14 protein-coding genes are annotated in these 18,183 nt (G+C 65.9%); 5 read left to right on the top strand and 9 right to left on the bottom strand.

Features of this window, described 5'->3' with window-relative positions; genetic code table 11:
• Positions 1 to 3: 3 nt before the first annotated feature.
• On the bottom strand, positions 4 to 2,736 hold the full coding sequence (locus tag DFR29_RS04640; protein WP_133817395.1) for a M16 family metallopeptidase: 2,733 nt from the start codon (positions 2,734 to 2,736) through the stop codon (positions 4 to 6).
• 176 nt (positions 2,737 to 2,912) lie between these two features.
• On the opposite strand from DFR29_RS04640, the gene DFR29_RS04635 reads away from it, so the two are divergent.
• Entirely contained in the window at positions 2,913 to 3,611 is a 699-nt protein-coding gene (locus tag DFR29_RS04635; protein WP_133817394.1) for an SDR family oxidoreductase, read from the top strand.
• 18 nt (positions 3,612 to 3,629) lie between these two features.
• On the opposite strand, the gene DFR29_RS04630 is transcribed toward DFR29_RS04635, so the two are convergent.
• Positions 3,630 to 4,124, bottom strand: coding sequence for a cytochrome C (locus tag DFR29_RS04630; protein ID WP_133817393.1), 495 nt, complete (start codon positions 4,122 to 4,124; stop codon positions 3,630 to 3,632).
• Between the two features lie 121 nt (positions 4,125 to 4,245).
• On the opposite strand from DFR29_RS04630, the gene trmL reads away from it, so the two are divergent.
• Together trmL and DFR29_RS04620 are read left to right on the top strand one after the other, a co-directional pair.
• Positions 4,246 to 4,710, top strand: a complete 465-nt coding sequence (gene trmL / locus DFR29_RS04625; protein WP_133817392.1) for a tRNA (uridine(34)/cytosine(34)/5-carboxymethylaminomethyluridine(34)-2'-O)-methyltransferase TrmL — start codon at positions 4,246 to 4,248, stop codon at positions 4,708 to 4,710.
• A 136-nt stretch (positions 4,711 to 4,846) separates the two neighbouring features.
• On the top strand, positions 4,847 to 5,395 hold the full coding sequence (locus DFR29_RS04620) for a hypothetical protein (RefSeq protein WP_133817391.1): 549 nt from the start codon (positions 4,847 to 4,849) through the stop codon (positions 5,393 to 5,395).
• Positions 5,396 to 5,974: 579 nt separating this feature from the next.
• Here DFR29_RS04620 and DFR29_RS04615 read toward each other — a convergent pair.
• The 4 genes from DFR29_RS04615 to DFR29_RS04600 form a co-directional block, all read right to left on the bottom strand.
• A complete protein-coding gene (locus DFR29_RS04615; RefSeq protein ID WP_166653873.1) occupies positions 5,975 to 6,616 on the bottom strand; it encodes a TetR/AcrR family transcriptional regulator in 642 nt (213 codons plus the stop codon).
• A 196-nt stretch (positions 6,617 to 6,812) separates the two neighbouring features.
• Positions 6,813 to 7,403: a nucleotidyltransferase family protein gene (locus DFR29_RS04610; RefSeq protein ID WP_133817389.1), complete on the bottom strand. Its 591-nt coding sequence runs from the start codon at positions 7,401 to 7,403 to the stop codon at positions 6,813 to 6,815.
• On the bottom strand, positions 7,403 to 8,371 hold the full coding sequence (locus DFR29_RS04605; protein WP_133817388.1) for an XdhC family protein: 969 nt from the start codon (positions 8,369 to 8,371) through the stop codon (positions 7,403 to 7,405). Before DFR29_RS04605 ends, DFR29_RS04610 begins: the two co-directional genes overlap by 1 nt.
• 101 nt (positions 8,372 to 8,472) lie before the next feature.
• Positions 8,473 to 9,081 (bottom strand): class I SAM-dependent methyltransferase, encoded by a 609-nt coding sequence (locus tag DFR29_RS04600; RefSeq protein ID WP_166653872.1) that lies wholly within the window; start codon positions 9,079 to 9,081, stop codon positions 8,473 to 8,475.
• 405 nt (positions 9,082 to 9,486) lie between these two features.
• Between DFR29_RS04600 and DFR29_RS04595 the strand changes: the two genes are divergently transcribed.
• Entirely contained in the window at positions 9,487 to 10,920 is a 1,434-nt protein-coding gene (locus DFR29_RS04595; protein WP_166653871.1) for a S41 family peptidase, read from the top strand.
• Between the two features lie 63 nt (positions 10,921 to 10,983).
• On the opposite strand, the gene DFR29_RS04590 is transcribed toward DFR29_RS04595, so the two are convergent.
• Positions 10,984 to 13,287, bottom strand: coding sequence for a TonB-dependent receptor plug domain-containing protein (locus tag DFR29_RS04590; protein WP_133817385.1), 2,304 nt, complete (start codon positions 13,285 to 13,287; stop codon positions 10,984 to 10,986).
• 153 nt (positions 13,288 to 13,440) lie between these two features.
• Here DFR29_RS04590 and DFR29_RS04585 point away from each other — a divergent pair, with 153 nt between their 5' ends.
• On the top strand, positions 13,441 to 14,574 hold the full coding sequence (locus tag DFR29_RS04585) for a phytase (RefSeq protein ID WP_133817384.1): 1,134 nt from the start codon (positions 13,441 to 13,443) through the stop codon (positions 14,572 to 14,574).
• 196 nt (positions 14,575 to 14,770) lie between these two features.
• On the opposite strand, the gene glpD is transcribed toward DFR29_RS04585, so the two are convergent.
• Together glpD and DFR29_RS04575 are read right to left on the bottom strand one after the other, a co-directional pair.
• Positions 14,771 to 16,291, bottom strand: a complete 1,521-nt coding sequence (glpD, locus tag DFR29_RS04580; protein ID WP_133817383.1) for a glycerol-3-phosphate dehydrogenase — start codon at positions 16,289 to 16,291, stop codon at positions 14,771 to 14,773.
• Between the two features lie 324 nt (positions 16,292 to 16,615).
• Positions 16,616 to 18,121, bottom strand: a complete 1,506-nt coding sequence (locus DFR29_RS04575) for a YifB family Mg chelatase-like AAA ATPase (protein WP_133817382.1) — start codon at positions 18,119 to 18,121, stop codon at positions 16,616 to 16,618.
• Between the last annotated feature and the right edge of the window lie 62 nt (positions 18,122 to 18,183).

The raw sequence follows: 18,183 nt of genomic DNA, 5'->3' as shown, positions 1-18,183 counted from the left end.
CATTTACCGCAGCACCTTGCCTTCGCCGTCGACCACTTTCACCTCGCCGATGTTCAAGGCCCGTACCGGGGCTTCGATCTTGGACAGATCGCCGACGACGATCCAGGTCAGCGCGTCGGGCCGTATCACTTCCTTGGCCGCGGCACGCACGGCCTCGTCCTTCTGCCCTTCGATGCGCGCCTTCAAGGTCTGCACGTAGTCGTCGGGGCGACCGTTGCGCACGATGTCGACCACGGCGCCGAGCACGGCCGCCGTGGTTTCGAAGCGGCCCGGCAGCTCGCGCACGTCACCGGCGCGGATCTGCTCGATTTCCAGCGCGGTCAGCGGCCGCGCACCGTTCACGTCGCGCGTTTCCTTGAGCATTTCGCCGATCGACTCGGCGGTCTTGTCGGTCTGCACCGGCGCGAACATCAGGAACATGCGCGGGCCTTCGGCCGCCGGCAGCACGCTTTGCACGCCGTAGGACCAGTGCTTGTCTTCGCGCAGGTTCATGTTCAGGCGCGAGGAGAAATTGCCGCCCATGACCGCGTTCATGGTGCGGATTTCCAGATAGTTCGGCACGCGCGATGACGGCGCTGTTGCGCCGGCCAGAATCAGCGACTGCGGCGAACCGGGCCGGTCCATCAGGAATACGCGCGGCTTGGCCTGCGCGGCCACTGCCTCCACCACCGGCTTGCGCAGCGGCGTGGACGGCGCCTTCCAGTCGCCCAGCACGGCATCGAGTTCGCGCGTGATTTCCTCCAGCGTGGTATCGCCGGCAACCATGATGCGGGCGTTGTCCGGGCGGATGAAGTCGCGGTGATAGTCGGCCAGATCCTGCGTGGTCAGCGACTGGATCGACTCGATGGTGCCAGTACCGGTCAGCGGAATCGCGTAGGGGTGGCCCTGGCCGTAGACCAGCGGCGGCAACAGACGCAGCGCGATCGCCGTGGGCTGGGTGCGCTCCTGCGCAATCGTCGCCAGCCACTGGCCGCGCAGGCGCTGCATGTCCTTGTCGGCGAAAGCCGGGTTGCGCACGATGTCGGCGAACAGCGCCAGCGACGGCTTGAGCTGGGCCTTCAGTGCGTCCATCGACACGGCGGCCGAATCCAGGCCGGCGCCGGCGCTGATGCCGACGCCGAGTTCTTCCTGGCGCTTGGCGATCTGCAATGCATCCAGCGTGCGCGTGCCTTCGTCGAGCATGGCCATGGAGAACGACGAGGTACCCAGCTTGCGGCCCTGGTCCGAGGCATAGCCGCCTTCGAACTGCAGACTGAGCTGCACCACCGGCAGCGAACTGCGCCGCGCCAGCACCACTTCGATGCCATTGCGCAGTTTGCCGCGCTCCAGCGCGGGGAAGCTCAGCGCCGGGAAACTGTCGACCTTGGGTGCGCCCTTGCTGCGGTCGGCATCCTGCTTGGCCGCGCTATAGCCAGGGAACGGCTCGACCACCAGGGTGTAGTCGCCGCGGGCAATCCAGGTTTTTGCGGCATTTTGTACATCGGCAACTGTGGCCGCATCCATGCGCTGCAGGCCTTTCTTGTAGGAGGCCGGATCGTTGTTGTAGACCTGTCCTTCGGCCAGTACGCGTGCCTTGCCGCGGCCGCCGACCTTTTCCAGGCTGCGCACCATGCCGGCCAGGGCCAGGGTCTTGACCCGCTTGAGTTCTTCCTCGGTCGGCCCCTTGTCGAGGAAGCGCTGCCATTCCTCGGCGATGATCTGTTCCACCCGCGCCGGATCGACGCCCTGCTTCACGTCGACTTCCAGGCCGAACTGGCTGGACAGTTCCTGCACATCGACACTGACGTCGACCGAATCGGCCAGCGGTTCGCGATACACCAGGCGTTCGTACAGGCGCGATGTCTTGCCGCCGCCCAGTACCGCCGCGGCCAGCTGCAGGTGGGTGAGATCGGCGGTATTGCGCGGCGGCACGTTCCAGGAGCGGTAGATGCGCACCTGGGCGACGCGGTCCTGCATCACGTCGCGGGTCGATTCGCTGCGCGGCGCGATCCACGATTCCAGCCGCGCCACCGGCGGACCGGATTCGATCGCGCCGAAGTATTTCTGCATTTTTTCCCTGGCCGTGGCGGCGTCGATGTCGCCGGCCAGCACCACCGTGGTATTCGCCGCGCCGTAGTAGTCGCGGAACCACTGCTTCACGTCGTCGAGGCTGGCGGCGTTGAGATCTTCCATCGAGCCTATGGTTTCCCAGCGGTAGGGATGACCTTCCGGGTAGCTCGCCCGCAGGATGCGCTCGTAGACAAGGCCATACGGCTCGTTGTCGCCCTGGCGCTTTTCGTTCTGCACCACGCCGCGCTGTTCGTCCAGGCGTGCCTGATCGATCGCGCCGAGCAGGTGACCCATGCGGTCGGACTCCAGCCACAGCGCCATGTCCAGTGCCGTGGTCGGCACGGTTTCGAAATAGTTGGTGCGGTCAGACGCGGTGGTACCGTTCACATCAGTGGCGCCGACCAGCTCCATTTCCTTGATGAATTCTTCCTTGTTGTTCTCCGAGCCCTGGAACATCAGGTGCTCGAACAGATGGGCAAAACCGGTCTTGCCCGGTTTCTCGTCCTTGGAACCGACGTGGTACCAGATGCTCAGCGCAACCACGGGCGCCTTGCGGTCTTCGTGCACGATCACGGTAAGCCCGTTGGACAATTGGAATTTTTCGTAGGGAATGTCGATCGTGTCGGCGGCAAAGGCATGGCCGGCGGCAAACAGGGCGGTGACGGCCAGGGCGAGCGTCTTGCGCATGAAAAGGCTCCAGGAATGGTGCAGCGAACCGCGCGAGGCTAACGAGGCCGGCCGCGGCATGCAATTGCATGCCGACCCCGCCGCAGGCGCGAAGTTCGCCATCGCTGCACGGAACAGGTTGCCTGTGCAGCGGCGCATGCCTCAGCATGAGCGCGATTCCTCTGCAGGAGTGCGCCATGTCCGTCGCCATCGTCACCGGTGCCAACCGCGGCCTCGGCCTGGAACTGGTGCAGCAATTGCTACAACGCGACTGGCGCGTGATCGCCGGCTGCCGCAAGACCGATGTCTTGCGCATGACCGAACTGGCCGGCGCGCATCCCGGCCATCTGCACGTGATGCCGCTGGACGTGAGCAGCGAACGTTCGATCGCTGCCTTCGTCAACGAGGCGCAGATGGTGACGCGGACGCTGGACCTGCTGGTCAACAACGCCGGCGTGCTGATTGCTGGCGAGCGCTACGGCGAGGTCGCCGCCAAGTCGCTGGCGCAGAGCTTCGCCGTGAATGCCAGTGGCGCGCTGCTGCTCACCCAGGCCTGCAGCGAGCTGCTGCGCGCTGCAGGCAGCGCCCGCGTGGCGAATATCTCCACCGTGATGGCGTCGCTGGCGCTGACCGATACCTTCCGCACGCCCAGCTATGCCATGAGCAAGGCCGCATTGAACATGGCCACGCGCCTGCTCGCCGCCGAACTCGCGCCGCACGGCATCGTGGTGACCAGCTTCCACCCGGGCTGGGTGCAGACCGACATGGGCGGCAGCCAGGCGCCGCTGGCCATCGCCGACGCCGTCACGCGCCTGCTCGAGCGCATCCTGCGCATGGACGCTGCCGATGCGGGCCGCTTCATCGGCAGCGACGAGGACCAGGAACTGCCCTGGTAGCGCTGCACTGCAGGCGTTTCAGCGCGCAGCCTTGACCACCTGCGGCGGCGGCGGAAAACGCACCACCGGACCCTGCGGCGATACGCCCGGCGGCAGCGCGGCCGGTGCCGGCGTACCCGCCTTGCCCAGCGCGCGCACGGCGAGCCAGATGGCGCCGAGATCGGCATCGCTCATGCGGTTGAGTGCCCAGTACGGCATCGGCGGTCTTGCCTTCATCGCCTTGGCGAACGCCAGCCATTGCGCGCGGCTCATGTCGTTGAGGCGCAGACGCAGATTGGTCGGATAGGTCGTGCCCCAGGGGCCGTTCCAGCCGAGCTGGTCGCCGACCAGCCAGGCCGCTTCCGGCGCCTCGCCACCGTTGGCGGCAAAGCCCGGCGTATGGCAATCGTGGCAGCCGGACTGGAAAAGAATCTCGCGACCGCGGGCGCGCTGCGCCTCGTCGTCGGCATGGGCAATGCCGCTGGCGGCGCCGAGCGCCAGCGCGAACAACGTACAAACAGTGCGAAACAACATGAAGGGCATTTCCTCGATGGCACGATGCAATCGCTTGCCACCGAGGACGCAAGCAAGGCGGCGGAACTGTCATCGCATCGGCAATTTGGCGCGGCGGCGTGGGCGCGGCGATAATCCGCACATGCTCCATGTCGTTCTGCATCAGCCGGAAATTCCGCCCAATACCGGCAACGTGATCCGCTTGTGCGCCAATACCGGCGCACGCCTGCATCTGGTGCGGCCGCTGGGTTTCGATCTCGACGATGCGCGTCTGCGCCGCGCCGGACTGGACTATCACGAATTCGCCAGCCTGAACGTGCACGACGATTTCGCCGCGTTTCTGGCCGCCGCAGCACCGGCGCGCGTCTTCGCCTTGTCCACGCGCGGAAAGACCAGTCCGTATGACATCCGCTTTGCCGCCGACGATGCCATCGTCTTCGGGTCGGAGACACGCGGACTGCCGCAGTCCCTGCTCGACCAGCTGCCGCCGCAGCACTGCCTGCGCCTGCCGATGCGGCCGGACAACCGCAGCCTGAACCTCTCCAACGCCGTGGCCGTCGTCGTATTCGAAGCCTGGCGCCAGATGGCTTTTGAAGGTTCGCTCTAAATTTCAACGCATCGATTCAGCGTGATGAATCCGGCGTAAACCCTTCCGGCCGCTGCACTTGGTTTCGCTTTTCGCCTGCCCCAGTTTGCTTGCCACGGCAATCGAGCCGTCAGTTTGAAAGAACAGGAATACGACTATGAAACGCACTGCCCTCGTGCTTGCTTCCCTGCTTGCCCTGCCCTTCGCTTCGCAGGCGGCCGACTTGAGCTACTCCTGGCTGGAAGCGGACTACGTCCACGTCAATCCCGACAATTTCGACAATGCCAACGGCCTCGCCGTGCGCGGCTCCGGCGAACTGGGCGCGAACTTCAACGTGATCGCCGGCTGGAACAAGCTCAATGTGGATACCCCGCTGGTCGACGACCTGAAGTCCTGGTACCTCGGCGTCGGCTATCACACACCGGTCAGCGACAGCACCGATCTGTTCACCGATGTGTCCTACCTGAAGAACACCAGCCTGGATACCGATGGCTATGGCGCCCGCGTCGGCGTGCGTTCGGCGCTGTCGCCCAAGTTCGAAGGCGCCGCCTGGGTCGGTTACGAAAAGCTCGACCATGTCGACGGCAACGGCTCGCTCGGCGTTTCCGGCCAGTACAAGTTCACGCAGAACTTCGGCTTGGTTGCCGAAGCACGCGTGGCACAGAACGACAAATCGTTCCTGATCGGTCCGCGCCTGAGCTTCTGATCATCGCTGCGCGCAAGCGCAACACTCCGAGCCCGGCCCCAGTGCCGGGCCTTTTTTGCGCGCGGCTAGACGGCGCAATTCGCTTGCGCTCATCGCGCCCTACGCGGGCACGGAGCTTTCGTTGGGTGTGGTGGCAACGGCGAATCGTACTTGTCGCGGCAAAGCCGTCGGCGCGATGAAGTACAAGACACTGGGCAGGTTGCGTAGGGTGCGATGAGCGAAGCGCGAATTGCCCCGTCATCAAGTGTCGTGACGCTGCGCGTCGTGCAGCACCATTCGCATGGCCTCATCAGGCCTTGCGCAGCGTGTCTATCGACGGGGATTGCAGCGGCACCTCGGAGGAGGTGCCTGGCCCGGTACCGGTGATCGGGGGGGGGGAGGAGGGAGTCAGCCGGTACCGGGGCAGGCGGGGAACCCGGTTGTTGCAGTGATGGGTGCAGGGCGATCCGTTTCAAGCCCGCTACGCACATCGTGTTGCTGGTCTGGTTTCCCTGGCCTGTCCACCAGCAACGGAGGGCAGGAAGGAGCATGACGGACAGCCAGGGAGTCCTGTGGCGGGCTTCCCTGCGCCGCTTTGTATCAAGGTGGCAGTTGTTGCGCTTGCATACCATGCAGCAGGAGATCGAGCAACTGTCGCTGCAGTTCCGGTCGCATCGCCAACGCACCGCTCACCGCCAATTTTTCGTTCAATCGCTCGGTCTGGAAACCGAACAGGTTGAGCGACAACACCACTTTTGCAACAACTGCAGGACTGATACCGGGACGCATTTCGTCCGATACTTCCGACAGCAACGCCACCACGCGATCGAAATTGTGCTGTATCAACGGAAACACCGGGCTAGATTCAAGCACCGTCGGCGAACCGGTCAACTCGCGCAAGATCAGCCGTGTGCCATGCGGCCGCTGATACAGAAAGGCGTTATGCCAATCCATCAGCCGACGCAGGCGTGCCGCCAGGCCCTGCTCCTTGAGTTCCAGCGCATCGAGCGACCTGGCAAAGGCTTCGCAAGACTGGCTGAGCACACGCTCGTACAGTTCCTGCTTGGTCGCAAAATGATGAAACACATTCGCTTTGCAAACACCGGCAGCCAGTGCGACCTCGTTGATCGAGACCCCATCGAAACCACGTTGCGCAAACAGCGCCTCGGCTTCGAGCAGAATCCGCGTCAGGGCCGATTTCTCGGAAATTTCGTACGCGGATGCCAGCAGGGTCGGGACCACAGAATCTAACTGACCGATCGGTTGGTAGGCATTATCCAGTCGCCCTCGGCTTCGTAGAATAGGACAAAAGTCGTATTACTTTGGGCACGGTCTGCCGCTGTTTTTATCGTTTTCAGCGTGTTTGCGCGGGTTTTTGCCAACTAGGGCGGCGCCGGCAAAACCCCGACTGCGGCCGATGCAAATGCCGCCATTTTGCTCACGGTGAGGATAAGTCCGCGATGCGGCCGCCGATGTCGCCGGGCGTGTCTACATCGAATTGCAGACCTTCGTTGGCAATGGTATCGACCTGGTCCTGCCGCGCCCGCAGCAGCTGGCGTGCACCGGCGTCGCCGCGCAGCACAGCCGGCAGCAGCCAGTGCCGCGGCAACAGCGCCGGCACACCGACGACACCGGCATAGGCGCTGGCCACGGCACGCTGCGGCGCCTGCCGCCAGCGCGCAAGCAGCGCCTGCAAATGGACCAGGTCCAGCGCGGGCTGATCGCACAGCATTACCAGCACGCCATCGCAATCGGCTGGCAGCGCGGCGACCCCGGCTGCCAGCGTCGCGCCCATGCCGTGATGCCAGTCCGCAGCGACAACGCTGCGCAGTGCCAGGCCATGCAGTGCCGCCTGCAGCAGCTCCGGCTCATGGCCCAGTACCACGATCAGTTCCAGCGGCACCGTCGCTGCCGCCAGGCGCGCCGCGCGATGCAGCAGGGTTTCGCCGTCGATCTGCAGCAACTGCTTTGGCCTGCCCAGCCGGCGCGATGCGCCAGCTGCCAGCACGATGGCGCCATGGCGCGGCATCAGCCCAGGCCCGCTGCGTGCTGCTGCAAGGCGGCGGCTATGGCCAGCGCAATGGCCTCAGGACCTTCGCCACCCAGGCGCAGGCCGACCGGCGCGTGCAGCCGCGGTGCCAGCTGCGCATGCACAGCGCCCGCCAGATCCGCCAGCAATGCGTCGCGCCGCGCGGGTGGGCCAAGCAGGCCGATCCAGGCAATAGCGCTTTGTGCACAAAATTGCAGATATTCACTGTCGCGCGAATAGTGATGGCTCATGACCACGGCTGCGTCGAATACGACGGCGTCGCCGTTCAGATCGGCCAGGCGCTCGACATGAGCATCCGCCGCCGCCAGCGGTGCAAACCAGCGCGCACGCTGTTCCACCACGTCGACGCGCCAGCCGAGCAAGTGCATCAGGCGCAGCAGCGGCGCGGTTTCCGGACCGGCCCCGAGCAGCAGCAGCCGCGGCGGCGCACGCAGGCGCAAGGACCAGCGCGGCACCGCGGCGACGCCGGCACCGGGCCAGTGCCACTGCTGCGCGGCATGGCGCGCAATGCCACCGCCGTCCGCCGCAATATCCAGTTGCAAGACTCCGCCCGCATCCAGCGTGCGCAAGGCGGCCAGCAGCGGCGCCTGCTCGTGCAGGGGAAACAGCATCAGCTCGACCACGCCGCGGCAGCCCGATGCCGAGCCAAACACCAGATCGTCGTCACTACGCGTATCGATACGCAGATGCCGCGCCTGCGCCGCGGCGATGACATCGCCCGCCGCCTGCTCCAGCTCGGCTTCCAGACAGCCGCCCGACAGCCAGCCCCGGCGCGCGCCGTTGGCAGGCAGATAGACCAGCGCGCCCGGCTTGCGGTAGGTCGATCCCTGCGTCGCCACGACCAGGCCCAGTGCCGCCGGCGGCGACGGCTGCAAGCGCAGCGCCTGCAGCAGGCTGCGCAGGCTGCCACCGTCATCGGCGCGGGAAACACAGGGCTGGCTGGACATGAATTATCCGCTGGCGACTCGTTGGCCGATTCTATGCGCAGCACGCCGCCGGCTTGCACGCCGCTGCCGCCAGACCTGGCTGCGCATCGGCTCGGCGACCCCTAGGCCTGGCGCTGCGCCAGCAGTACCGGCCGCGCATGGCCGAACAGCGCGATCGGCGGCCGCACGATGCGCGCCTGCGCAAAACCCGCGGCAGCAAGCCGTTCGACAATGTCCCTGCCGTAGTCGCGCTGGACCAGAATCACCGCGCCACGATAGCGATCGGCGTGATACTGCGCCGGCAGCAGTTCCACGCGCCGGCCTTCCTGCCAGCCCATGCGCTCGACAGTCGCGGCGCTGTCGAACAGCGGTACGCTGAAGACGAAATGACCGCCTGGGCGCAATACGCGGAACACTTCGCGGAAGCCGGCAGCATCGTCTTCCACATGTTCGAACACTTCGGTCGACGTGCACAGATCGAAACTGGCGTCGGCGAAGGTCAGCTGTTCGATGTTCTGGCACAGCACGCCGTCGCGCGTCTGGCCGGGTGCAACACCATCGAGCAGCTCGCTGGTGACCAGGCTGGCGCAATGCCGGCGCAGGCAGTCGACCAGCGGCCCGCCCGCCGACATCTCATAGGCAGCACAGCGGGCCAGTTCGGGCACTTCACTACGCACCACCGCCGCCAGCGACTGCGTCACCGCACTGGCGCCGCAACGCGGACAGCGCACACCTGACTCGCTGCGCGCCAAGCGCAGACACCAGCCGAAACTGCAGGCGGCGCAAGGCGCACGGGCCAACCCCAGTTCGAAAGGACGTACGGTGTGCAGCAGGCGGAGTAGCCGGGACCGGCGCATGGCAGTGGTGGGCAACGACAGGGGTGCGCAGTCTAGCGCCGGCCGCCGCCGCGTGGCGGAGTTTCCTGGCCCCAGCCTGCGCCCGGGACGCCGCGGTCAGTCCGAAAAGTTCCCCGGATTTTCATTCACTTATTCACCCTTACACTCCTATCCAAATAGTGTGTGAACTTGCGCAGCAGCGCCCGGTCCGAACTCGCTCGCCGCCATGCCTGCCCGCACGATCGCTGCCGAATGCCGATTACAGCAGGGCAGCCGAAAAACCACACCGGAGACCCGACCATGCGTCCAACGATTGCGGCAAGCCTGTTCTTGCTGATCGCCAGCCTGCCCGCCGTGGCAGAGCCACCAGCACCGCTGGCACTGCAAGCCTGGGTCTCCATCGGCATGAACACGAATTTTGCGCTGGACGCCAGCGGCGATGTGCAGTCCGCCGCAGGCGCAAACATCGTCATACGCGCGCGCCACGTCGACGCGCGGCAGTTTGGCGGTGCGCTCAATGGCGCCGATGCGCAAACACTGCAGGGCCGCCAGGTCGTGTTGTCGGCACATTTGAGCGCCGACACCGGCACCCGCGGCACCAGCCTGTGGCTGCGCGCCGACGACAGCAATGGCCGGTCGCTGGCCTTTGCCAGCTCCGGCGACAAACCGATTGTCGGCGGGGAGGAACCGGCATTGCGCCAGCTGTCGCTGCGTATTCCTGCCGCTGCGCAAAGAATCGTTTTCGGCGTGGGCATGAACGGCAATGGCCGTGCCCAGGCGCAGCAGCTGCGCCTGGACATCCAGGCCTCGACAGCAACCGACAGCAGCACGCCAGCGCGCAGCACGACCACGCCACGCGAAGTCGCCGATGCCGCCATAGCGATCGTGCGCGCCAATGCGCTGAAGTCCGGCACGGTAGATTGGGACAAGGCAAGCACCAGCCTGCTCGCCGCTGCCGATCGCGCCAGCACCACAGCTGAGATCCACGCGCCCATCCGCCAGCTGCTCGGCATGCTCGGCGACGGTCACAGCGCCCTGATTTCACCCGACGCAGCGCAGGAGCATTCGCGCACGGCAAAGACCGCATCCGCCGCTGAGGTCAAATCGCTGGGCAGCGGCATCGGCTATGTGCAGATGCCCGCCTTCGTTGGCCGCGAAGCCCAGGCATCGCTGGCTTTTGCCAACGCCATCGCCACACACATCGAACACCTTGCACCGCAGGCCTCCGTCGGCTGGGTGCTGGACCTGCGCAGCAACGGCGGCGGCAACATGTGGCCGATGCTGGCCGCGCTGAAACCGCTGCTCGGCAGCGGTATCGTCGGCGGTGCCCGCTTCGCGGACGGCAAAAGTATCGACTGGCGCGCGGGAGACCGTATCGACGATACGGCCGCCGCCCCGCGCAAAGACCTCAGCTCAGCCCGCGTTGCCGTGCTGCTGGGCTCTCGCACGGCCAGTTCCGGCGAAGCCGTTGCCGTGGCTTTCCACGGCCGGCCGCAGTCGCGTTCGTTCGGCCAGGCCAGTGCCGGCCGCTCCAGCATCAACAGCAGCTACCCGCTGCCCGACGGCAGCCTGCTGTTGTTGACCACCGCCCTGGACATCGACCGCAACGGTGTCGTCTTCGGCGGTCCGCTGCAGCCTGACGAAGCGACAGCCGCCGCCGATGCCAATGCCGATCCCGCGCTGGCCGCCGCAACAGCCTGGCTGACACGGCAACACAGCCAGTCCGGCGACTGACCACATCGCCCTGCGGCCGTGGCGCGGAAGAATCTGCGCTGCGGCCACACAACGCGCGGCGAATTACCAGGCGTAGCGCGCCACCAGCTGATACACCGGCCCTGCCTGTTCGGATTCCAGTTCGTATTCGTCGTAGTCGCGTTCTATCTGCTCGCCCAGCGTATTGAACTTGTGGAATGTTTCGTCCTTGGACGAATCCAGCAGGTTGGTGCCGGTCAGGCGGATCGACCATTGTGTGCCAAAGCGCTTTTCGACAAACGCTTCGAGATCAGCGCCATAGCGGGTTTCCACTTCCTCGGCCAGCAGGCGCGAATAGGCACGGCCCTGGCGCCGGTAGCTCACGCCGAAATTCGCCTGCAGCGAGGGCAGATCCTGGATAAAGCCGACATTGAGCACTGAATGCGCCTGGTCGTTGAAACGGCGCTTGCCCAATGCATCCTTCACCTCGCTGTCTAGCCAGGAGTAGTTGAGGAATACGCCGGTATCCGGCAGACCCAGCGCGGTCAGCGGCGTGGACAGATCGAACTCGACGCCGTAGACGCTGCCGTCGCCGACATTGGCCGCGGAATAGACGAAGCTGTCCGCATCAAGCTGCGGATAGCCCGGCGTCGATGGCGTGGCGCCCGGATGGCCTTCCAGGAAATCGGCGATCTCGTCTTCGAAATCCTCCAGCGCGGTTTCGCTCGGAGCGCCGGTATTGACGATCTCGATCAGGTCACGCACGTCGCGGTAGAAAAGGTTCACGCCGACTACGCCACGCTTGCCCAGGCGATGTTCGAAGCCCAGGTCCAGGCCCCAGGCTTTTTCCTGCGCCAGCGCCGGATTGCCGAAGAAATCGTTGTCGCCGTACTCGCCTTCGCGCAGATTGGGCAGCAGGAAATTGAAATTCGGCCGGCGTACGCTGCGGGCGACGGAGAAATTCACGCGGTTGGCCGCATCCAGATCCCAGCGAAGATGCGCCGAGGGCAGCGGTACCGAATAGTCCTTGCTCCAGCGTTCGCCGTCGCTTTCGACACGGCTGCGCGTGGTTTCCACGCGCAGGCCGGCTTCCCAGCTCAACGCCGTGCCCTTGCCGGAAAACATCAGGTAAGGGTCGACGCGGCGCTCTTCGATGGTGCTGCGCTCGGCATCGAATTCGAGATACGGCGGCAGCGGTGCGCCTTCCTCGTCGGTTTCCACTTCGCTGGTGCGCAGGCCGAAATCGCGGTCCTTGGCGCTGTAGTCCAGGCCGAATTCCATCTGCGTCGCACCCAGTGCGCGTGCATGCGACAGAGTGAAACCGTATTCGCTGTCTTTGAGGTCGGTGATTTCCAGCGTGCCCTCGTAACCGTCGAAGCTGGGCGGCGTGTCGTCATCGTCGTAGCCGATTTCCTGCTCGACATTGCGCGTGTCGTCTTTCATGCGCGCGAGATTGAACGCCAGCTCGGTCTTGCCCTCGCCGTGGGCAATGACGTAGTCACCCTTCAGGGCGTAGTTGTCCTGGCGAATTTTCGCCACTTGGTCATTGACCGACAGCAGGTTGTCGCGCGACACGCTATACCGGTCGTTGTATTCCAGCGAATGCTCGGTCTCGGTGCGATCAGTGCGCACGTACAGGCCCGACAGCGACAGCTTGCCCGCGCCAATGTCGCGCACATAGGAGAAATTCAGCGAGTCGTCGGTGCCGTCGCGGGTATCGCTCTGCTCTTCGCGATTGTCCAGATCGCCGCCCGGTCCGTCGTAGCGCAGGCTCAGTTTCTGCTTGGGGTTGTAGCGGCCCTGGTGGCTGACGCCGGCCAGTACGCGACCGCCAGCGAATTCGCCGCTGGCCACGACGGCGGCGGTCGGCTTGTTCTCGCCGTCGTCGAAATGCGAGATGCCGGCGCGCACATAGCCGCCATCGAACTCATAGGCATCGCGCAGCACGATATTGATCGCACCGGCCATGGCATCGCCAGAGCGGTTGGCGCTGGCACTGCGCACGATCTCGATGCGCTCGACCACCTCGGCCGGAATGCGGTCGACAAAGAAGGAACGGTCGTCGCCGCCGCCCGGCACTTTCTTGCCGTTGATCAGAATCTGCGTATAGCCCGGATCGAGGCCGCGCAGGCGCGCACCGTCGTATTCCAGCACATCGGAGACAAATGCCACACTGGGCACGCGCTTGAGCATGTCGCCGACGGTGCGTGGCTCGAAACGCTGGAAATAGTCGAGGTCATACACCAGCACCGGCGCGGTCGCATCGGCGCGATCGCGGTAGGCGATCTCGCCGGTGACCAGTACGCGATCCAACTCGGTAGTGCCGGCGGCGACCGCCGCCTCGGTTTCCGCCTGCGCGCATACACTCATGGCCTGCAACAACGCCGCTACCAGCAGCTGCTTCTTCATCGCCGCGATCCCCCGGAAAAAGGGGCTTTGTAGGGTCGTGGTGTGGCGTTGCCGTGACAGTTCGATGGCAGGGCCGATGTCACCTCGCTGCCAAGCGACTGTCATGCAGCGATGCTACAAGCGCCGTCTTTCGTCGCCATCAGGGGAATTCCGATGCATTTTTCCATCGTCCGCAGCGTACTTGCTGCAGGCCTAGCCGCCCTGCTCGGCAGCGGTTGCGCGCACCAGCCGCAAGCACGCGAACCCGACCAGCGCAGCGGCGTGGAACCACTGCTCGCCACGTCTGGCATCGCCCATGTGCGCGTGCACGAAGCATTCGTCAGCGCAGCCACGCCGGACGACAATGTGGATTCTCCCGCCGCGTGGACTGCCGCCGACGGCACTACGCTGCTGCTGGCCACGGCCAAGGCCAGCGGCCGCCTGTTGCGCTACGACGGCGACAGCGGCCAGGCCCAGGGCAGCGTTGGCACGCCTGGCGCTGCAGCCGGCCAGTTCGACCGTCCCAACGGCATCTTCCGCATCGACGACCTGGTTTTCGTGGTGGAGCGCGACAACCGCCGCGTGCAGGTATTGCGCCTGCCGCAATTGACCAGCCTGGGCAGCTTCGGCACTGCCGAGCTGCAGCAGCCCTACGGCCTGTGGCTGCGCAAACTGCCCGACGGCGGCTACGACGTGCTGGTCAGCGATGCGTACATGGCCGGCAAGGACGCCGCCGGTGACGACATCGTGCCGCCACTGGCGCAACTGGACCGGCGCCTGCGCCGCTACGACGTGCGCGTGCTGGCCGATGGCGTGCAGGCAAGCTTGCGCGCCTCGCTGGGCGATACCGGTAGCGCCGGCGCAATCCGCATCCCCGAGTCGCTGTGGGGCGATCCGGCCTACGACCGCCTGCTGGTCGCCGAGGAAGACACACTCACCGGCACGGCCCTGCGCGACTACGATCTGGCCGGCACATTCCGCGGCAAAACCCTGGGACTTGGCCTGTTCAAAGCCCAGGCCGAAGGCATAGCGCTATGGCAATGCGCCGACGGCAGCGGCTACTGGATCGCCACCGACCAGTTCAAGGACCGATCGCTGTTCCATGTCTTCGACCGCCGCAGCCTGGCCCATCTCGGCGCTTTCGCCGGCGACACCGTGGCCAATACCGATGGCATCTGGCTGCACCAGGCCGCCACGCGCCGCTTCGCCCAGGGCGTGTTCTATGCGGTTCACGACGACCAGGCCGTCGGCGCCTTCGACTGGCGCGATATTGCCAAAGCGCTGAACCTCAAATCTGCCTGCGACTGAAATTTGCATTGATTGCGAAAGCCTAGGTTGGGGTAAGCCGCAGGCGCACCCCGACATCGAGGTATTCCCGCAACAAAAGGCCAATGCCGAAGGAACCCATTTTGCTTGCATTACGTTGCGACGGGCATTCCTTCGGCATGGGTTCTTTGATGGTGCAGCACCGTGATGCGGGGGTGCGCCTGCGGCTTACCCCTGCCTACGTTGGCTTTCGCGCCATCCACGCATCCAGCCGCTCTGCCGCATCCGGTGGCAAATGCAAGCCGAGCTTGCTGCGCCGCCAGAGCAGGTCCTCGGCACAGGTCACCCATTCCTCGCGCCGCAGATAGTCGATCTCGACCTGATACAGGCCTGGCAACACTTCCTCGCCCAGATCGACCGCACTGCGTACCTGCTCCAGCAGCCGGCTCACGCGCGAGCCATAGGCCCGGGCATAGCGCCGGCGCAGCGCGGCCTCCAGCCACGGATAGTGCTGCGCCAGGCCGTATTCGAAATGGTCGAAGTCGGCTCCGGCCATATCGCCGCCCGGCAGGCAGGCATGTGCCGTCCATGCCGGATAAGAGATATTTAGTCTTGTGCACAACAGATCGACCGCCTCTTCGGCCAGGCGCCGGAACGTGGTGATCTTGCCGCCGAACACCGACAGCAGCGGCACCTCGCTATCCAGTTCCAGCACGTAGTCGCGCGTGACGGCCGACGCGCTGGCCGCGTCGTCGCGCAACAGCGGCCGCACGCCGCTATAGCTGGATACGACGTCGGCCGCTGTCAGCTGGCGCTGGAAATAGCGATTGGCCAAGGCGCAGAGATAGTCCACTTCCGCCGCAGCGATATGCACGTCGGCCGGATCGCCGGCAACATCGACTTCGGTAGTGCCGATCAGGCTGAACTCGCCTTCGTAAGGCAGGGCGAACACGATGCGCCGGTCTTCGCCCTGGAATACGTAGGCGAAGTCGTGCGCGAACAGGCGCGGCACCACGATATGGCTGCCGCGCACCAGACGGATTTCGTGCGCGGCCGGGCGCTGCGCGACCTGCTGCAGGAACTGCGCTACCCAGGGACCGCTCGCGTTGACCACGGCATGCGCCGTGAGCGTGCGCGCATGCGCTCCTTGCAGCTGCGCGCGCCAGCCGCCTCTTTCGCGCTGGAGTTCGCAGCAACGCGTGCGCGTCAGCACCGTGGCACCGCGCTCGGCCGCATCCTTGGCGACGAGCGCGACCAGGCGCGCATCGTCGACCCAGCCATCGGAATAGGCGAAGCCGCGGCGGAATCCCGGCTGCAGCGCCTCGCCGGCGACATGCCGGCGCAGATCCAGCGTGGCCGACCCGGCCAGATGGCGCCGCCGCGCGAGATGGTCGTACAGATACAGCCCCAGCCGGATCATCCACACCGGCCGCAGATGCGGTGCATGCGGCATCACGAAACGCAGCGGATGGATCAGGTGCGGCGCCGACTCCAGCAATACTTCGCGCTCGCGCAGCGATTTGCGCACCAGGGCGAACTGGTAGTACTCCAGATAGCGCAGGCCGCCGTGGATCAGCTTGGTGCTGGCCGAAGAGGTATGCGAAGCCAGGTCGTCCTGCTCGCACAGCAGTACGCGCAGGCCACGCCCGGCCGCGTCTCGGGCGATGCCGGCACCGTTGATGCCACCGCCGACGACAAGCAGGTCGACATCGAATTCGGCAGGAACCGGCAGGCGGTCGTGGACAAGGCTGGTGTTCATCCCGGCATCCGTGGCGCTGACGCTGGCTATCCTACCGTTGTGCACCGCCGGGTGCGGCGGTGGTTTTGCGCGCAGGCGCGAAGCGCCGTGGAAGCCTCCGGCGGCGTTGCGATGCCACGCGCGTCGGGGCGATGGTGTGTATCTTGCGTCGAGGTCAAGGCATCTTGCGGCGCAATTCGCGGTGCTCATCGCGCCCTACGTTGGCGCTTTGGCAGAACGCGATGAACGTAACGAACCGCGCCGTTCGAAAACACGCCTCAACCAATCCACCACGCGCAGGCGGCAATTCCCACGGCCGCTTTCGCGCAGCGCGGCAAACCGGCCTCAACCCCGTCGCTCCAGCCGCCGGTACTGGATCGCTTCGCTCATGTGTACCGCGCCGATCTGCGTTTCCTGGGCCAGATCGGCGATCGTGCGCGCCACGCGCAACAGGCGGTGATAGGCCCGCGCCGACAGGCCCAGTGCATCCACGGCGCGTTCCAGCAACGCGCGTTCGCGCGCCTGCAGCGGGCAATCGCGCTCCACCTCGCTCGCGGCCAATGTGGCATTGCTCTTGCCGGCTCGCGCCAGCTGCAGCGCCCGCGCCGCGGCCACGCGCGCTGCCACGCTGGCCGTGGCCTCGCCCGCTGCCGTCATTGCATTGAGTTCGGCCAGCGGCACGCGCGGCACTTCCAGCTGCAGATCCAGCCGGTCCAGCAACGGCCCGGATACGCGCGCGCGGTAGCGCTGCACCTGGTCCGGCGTACAGCTGCAATTGCCGCGCGGATCGCCGGCATAGCCGCAGGCGCAGGGGTTCATTGCCGCCACCAGTTGAAAATTCGCCGGAAATTCCGCCCGGCGCGCAGCGCGGGAAATCAGTATCCGGCCGGTTTCCAGCGGCTCGCGCAGTACGTCGAGCACATGCCGGTCGAACTCGGTCAGCTCGTCCAGGAACAGCACGCCGTGATGGGCCAGGCTGATCTCGCCGGGCCGCGGCACCGAGCCGCCGCCGACCAGCGCCACCGCCGATGCCGTGTGATGCGGTGCGCGGAACGGCCGCTCGCGCCAGCGCGCCACATCCACGCCCTGCCCTGCCACTGAGCGAACTGCGCAGGATTCCAGGGCTTCGCGGTCCGACAGCGGCGGCAGCAGGCCCGGCAGGCGGCTGGCCAGCATGGTCTTGCCCGTGCCCGGCGGACCGACAAACAGCAGATGGTGCGCGCCAGCCGCCGCTATCTCCAGCGCACGTCGCGCCTGTGCCTGGCCGCGCACGTCGGCCAGGTCGGCCAGCGATACCGGCGCGGCAACCGCCTCGCCCTTCTGCGCCCGGGGCAATGGCGCCGCGCCGCGCAGATGCGCGCAGACTTCCAGCAAACTCGTCGCCACGCGCACGTCGGCGTCTTCCACCAGCGCTGCCTCGGCCATGTTCGCCAGCGGCACCACCACCTGGCGCCCGATCGACTGAGCCTGCAGCAAGGCCGGCAGCACGCCGCTGACCGGCCGCAGTTCGCCGGACAGGGCCAGTTCGCCCAAAAATTCACAACGCAACAATGCATCGCGCGGCACATGTCCCGAAGCCGCCATGATGCCCAGCGCAATGGGCAGATCGAAACGGCCACCGTCCTTGGGCAGGTCCGCCGGCGCCAGGTTCACGGTCACGCGCTGGCGTGGATATTCCAGCCGCGTATTGAGTATCGCCACGCGTACGCGGTCGCGCGCTTCCTTCACGGCGGTTTCCGGCAGCCCGACGATCGAGGTGCCGGGCAAGCCGCCGGACAGGTGCACCTCGACGGTCACCGGCGGCGCACCGACGCCTTCCTGGGCGCGGGTATGGACGACGGCGAGGCTCATGCAGCGGCTGCGCTGACTGATGTGCAACGCGTTGCGTCGGGCAGGGATCGATGGATCGCGGG

It is taken from the genome of Tahibacter aquaticus, from assembly GCF_004363655.1.
GTDB lineage: Bacteria > Pseudomonadota > Gammaproteobacteria > Xanthomonadales > Rhodanobacteraceae > Tahibacter > Tahibacter aquaticus.
The sequence above is the reverse complement of the archived record's forward strand: the minus strand, read 5'-3'. Positions and strand labels throughout refer to the sequence as shown.

What these genes read in the sequence shown, in the direction of transcription:
- DFR29_RS04630 (WP_133817393.1), bottom strand. Translation starts at nt 4,124, where the DNA reads ATGTTGTTTCGCACTGTTTGTACGTTGTTCGCGCTGGCGCTCGGCGCC.
- DFR29_RS04595 (WP_166653871.1), top strand. Translation starts at nt 9,487, where the DNA reads ATGCGTCCAACGATTGCGGCAAGCCTGTTCTTGCTGATCGCCAGCCTG.
- glpD (WP_133817383.1), bottom strand. Translation starts at nt 16,291, where the DNA reads ATGAACACCAGCCTTGTCCACGACCGCCTGCCGGTTCCTGCCGAATTC.
- DFR29_RS04575 (WP_133817382.1), bottom strand. Translation starts at nt 18,121, where the DNA reads ATGAGCCTCGCCGTCGTCCATACCCGCGCCCAGGAAGGCGTCGGTGCG.
- DFR29_RS04605 (WP_133817388.1), bottom strand. Translation starts at nt 8,371, where the DNA reads ATGTCCAGCCAGCCCTGTGTTTCCCGCGCCGATGACGGTGGCAGCCTG.
- DFR29_RS04610 (WP_133817389.1), bottom strand. Translation starts at nt 7,403, where the DNA reads ATGCCGCGCCATGGCGCCATCGTGCTGGCAGCTGGCGCATCGCGCCGG.
- DFR29_RS04635 (WP_133817394.1), top strand. Translation starts at nt 2,913, where the DNA reads ATGTCCGTCGCCATCGTCACCGGTGCCAACCGCGGCCTCGGCCTGGAA.
- trmL (WP_133817392.1), top strand. Translation starts at nt 4,246, where the DNA reads ATGCTCCATGTCGTTCTGCATCAGCCGGAAATTCCGCCCAATACCGGC.
- DFR29_RS04640 (WP_133817395.1), bottom strand. Translation starts at nt 2,736, where the DNA reads ATGCGCAAGACGCTCGCCCTGGCCGTCACCGCCCTGTTTGCCGCCGGC.
- DFR29_RS04585 (WP_133817384.1), top strand. Translation starts at nt 13,441, where the DNA reads ATGCATTTTTCCATCGTCCGCAGCGTACTTGCTGCAGGCCTAGCCGCC.
- DFR29_RS04590 (WP_133817385.1), bottom strand. Translation starts at nt 13,287, where the DNA reads ATGAAGAAGCAGCTGCTGGTAGCGGCGTTGTTGCAGGCCATGAGTGTA.
- DFR29_RS04620 (WP_133817391.1), top strand. Translation starts at nt 4,847, where the DNA reads ATGAAACGCACTGCCCTCGTGCTTGCTTCCCTGCTTGCCCTGCCCTTC.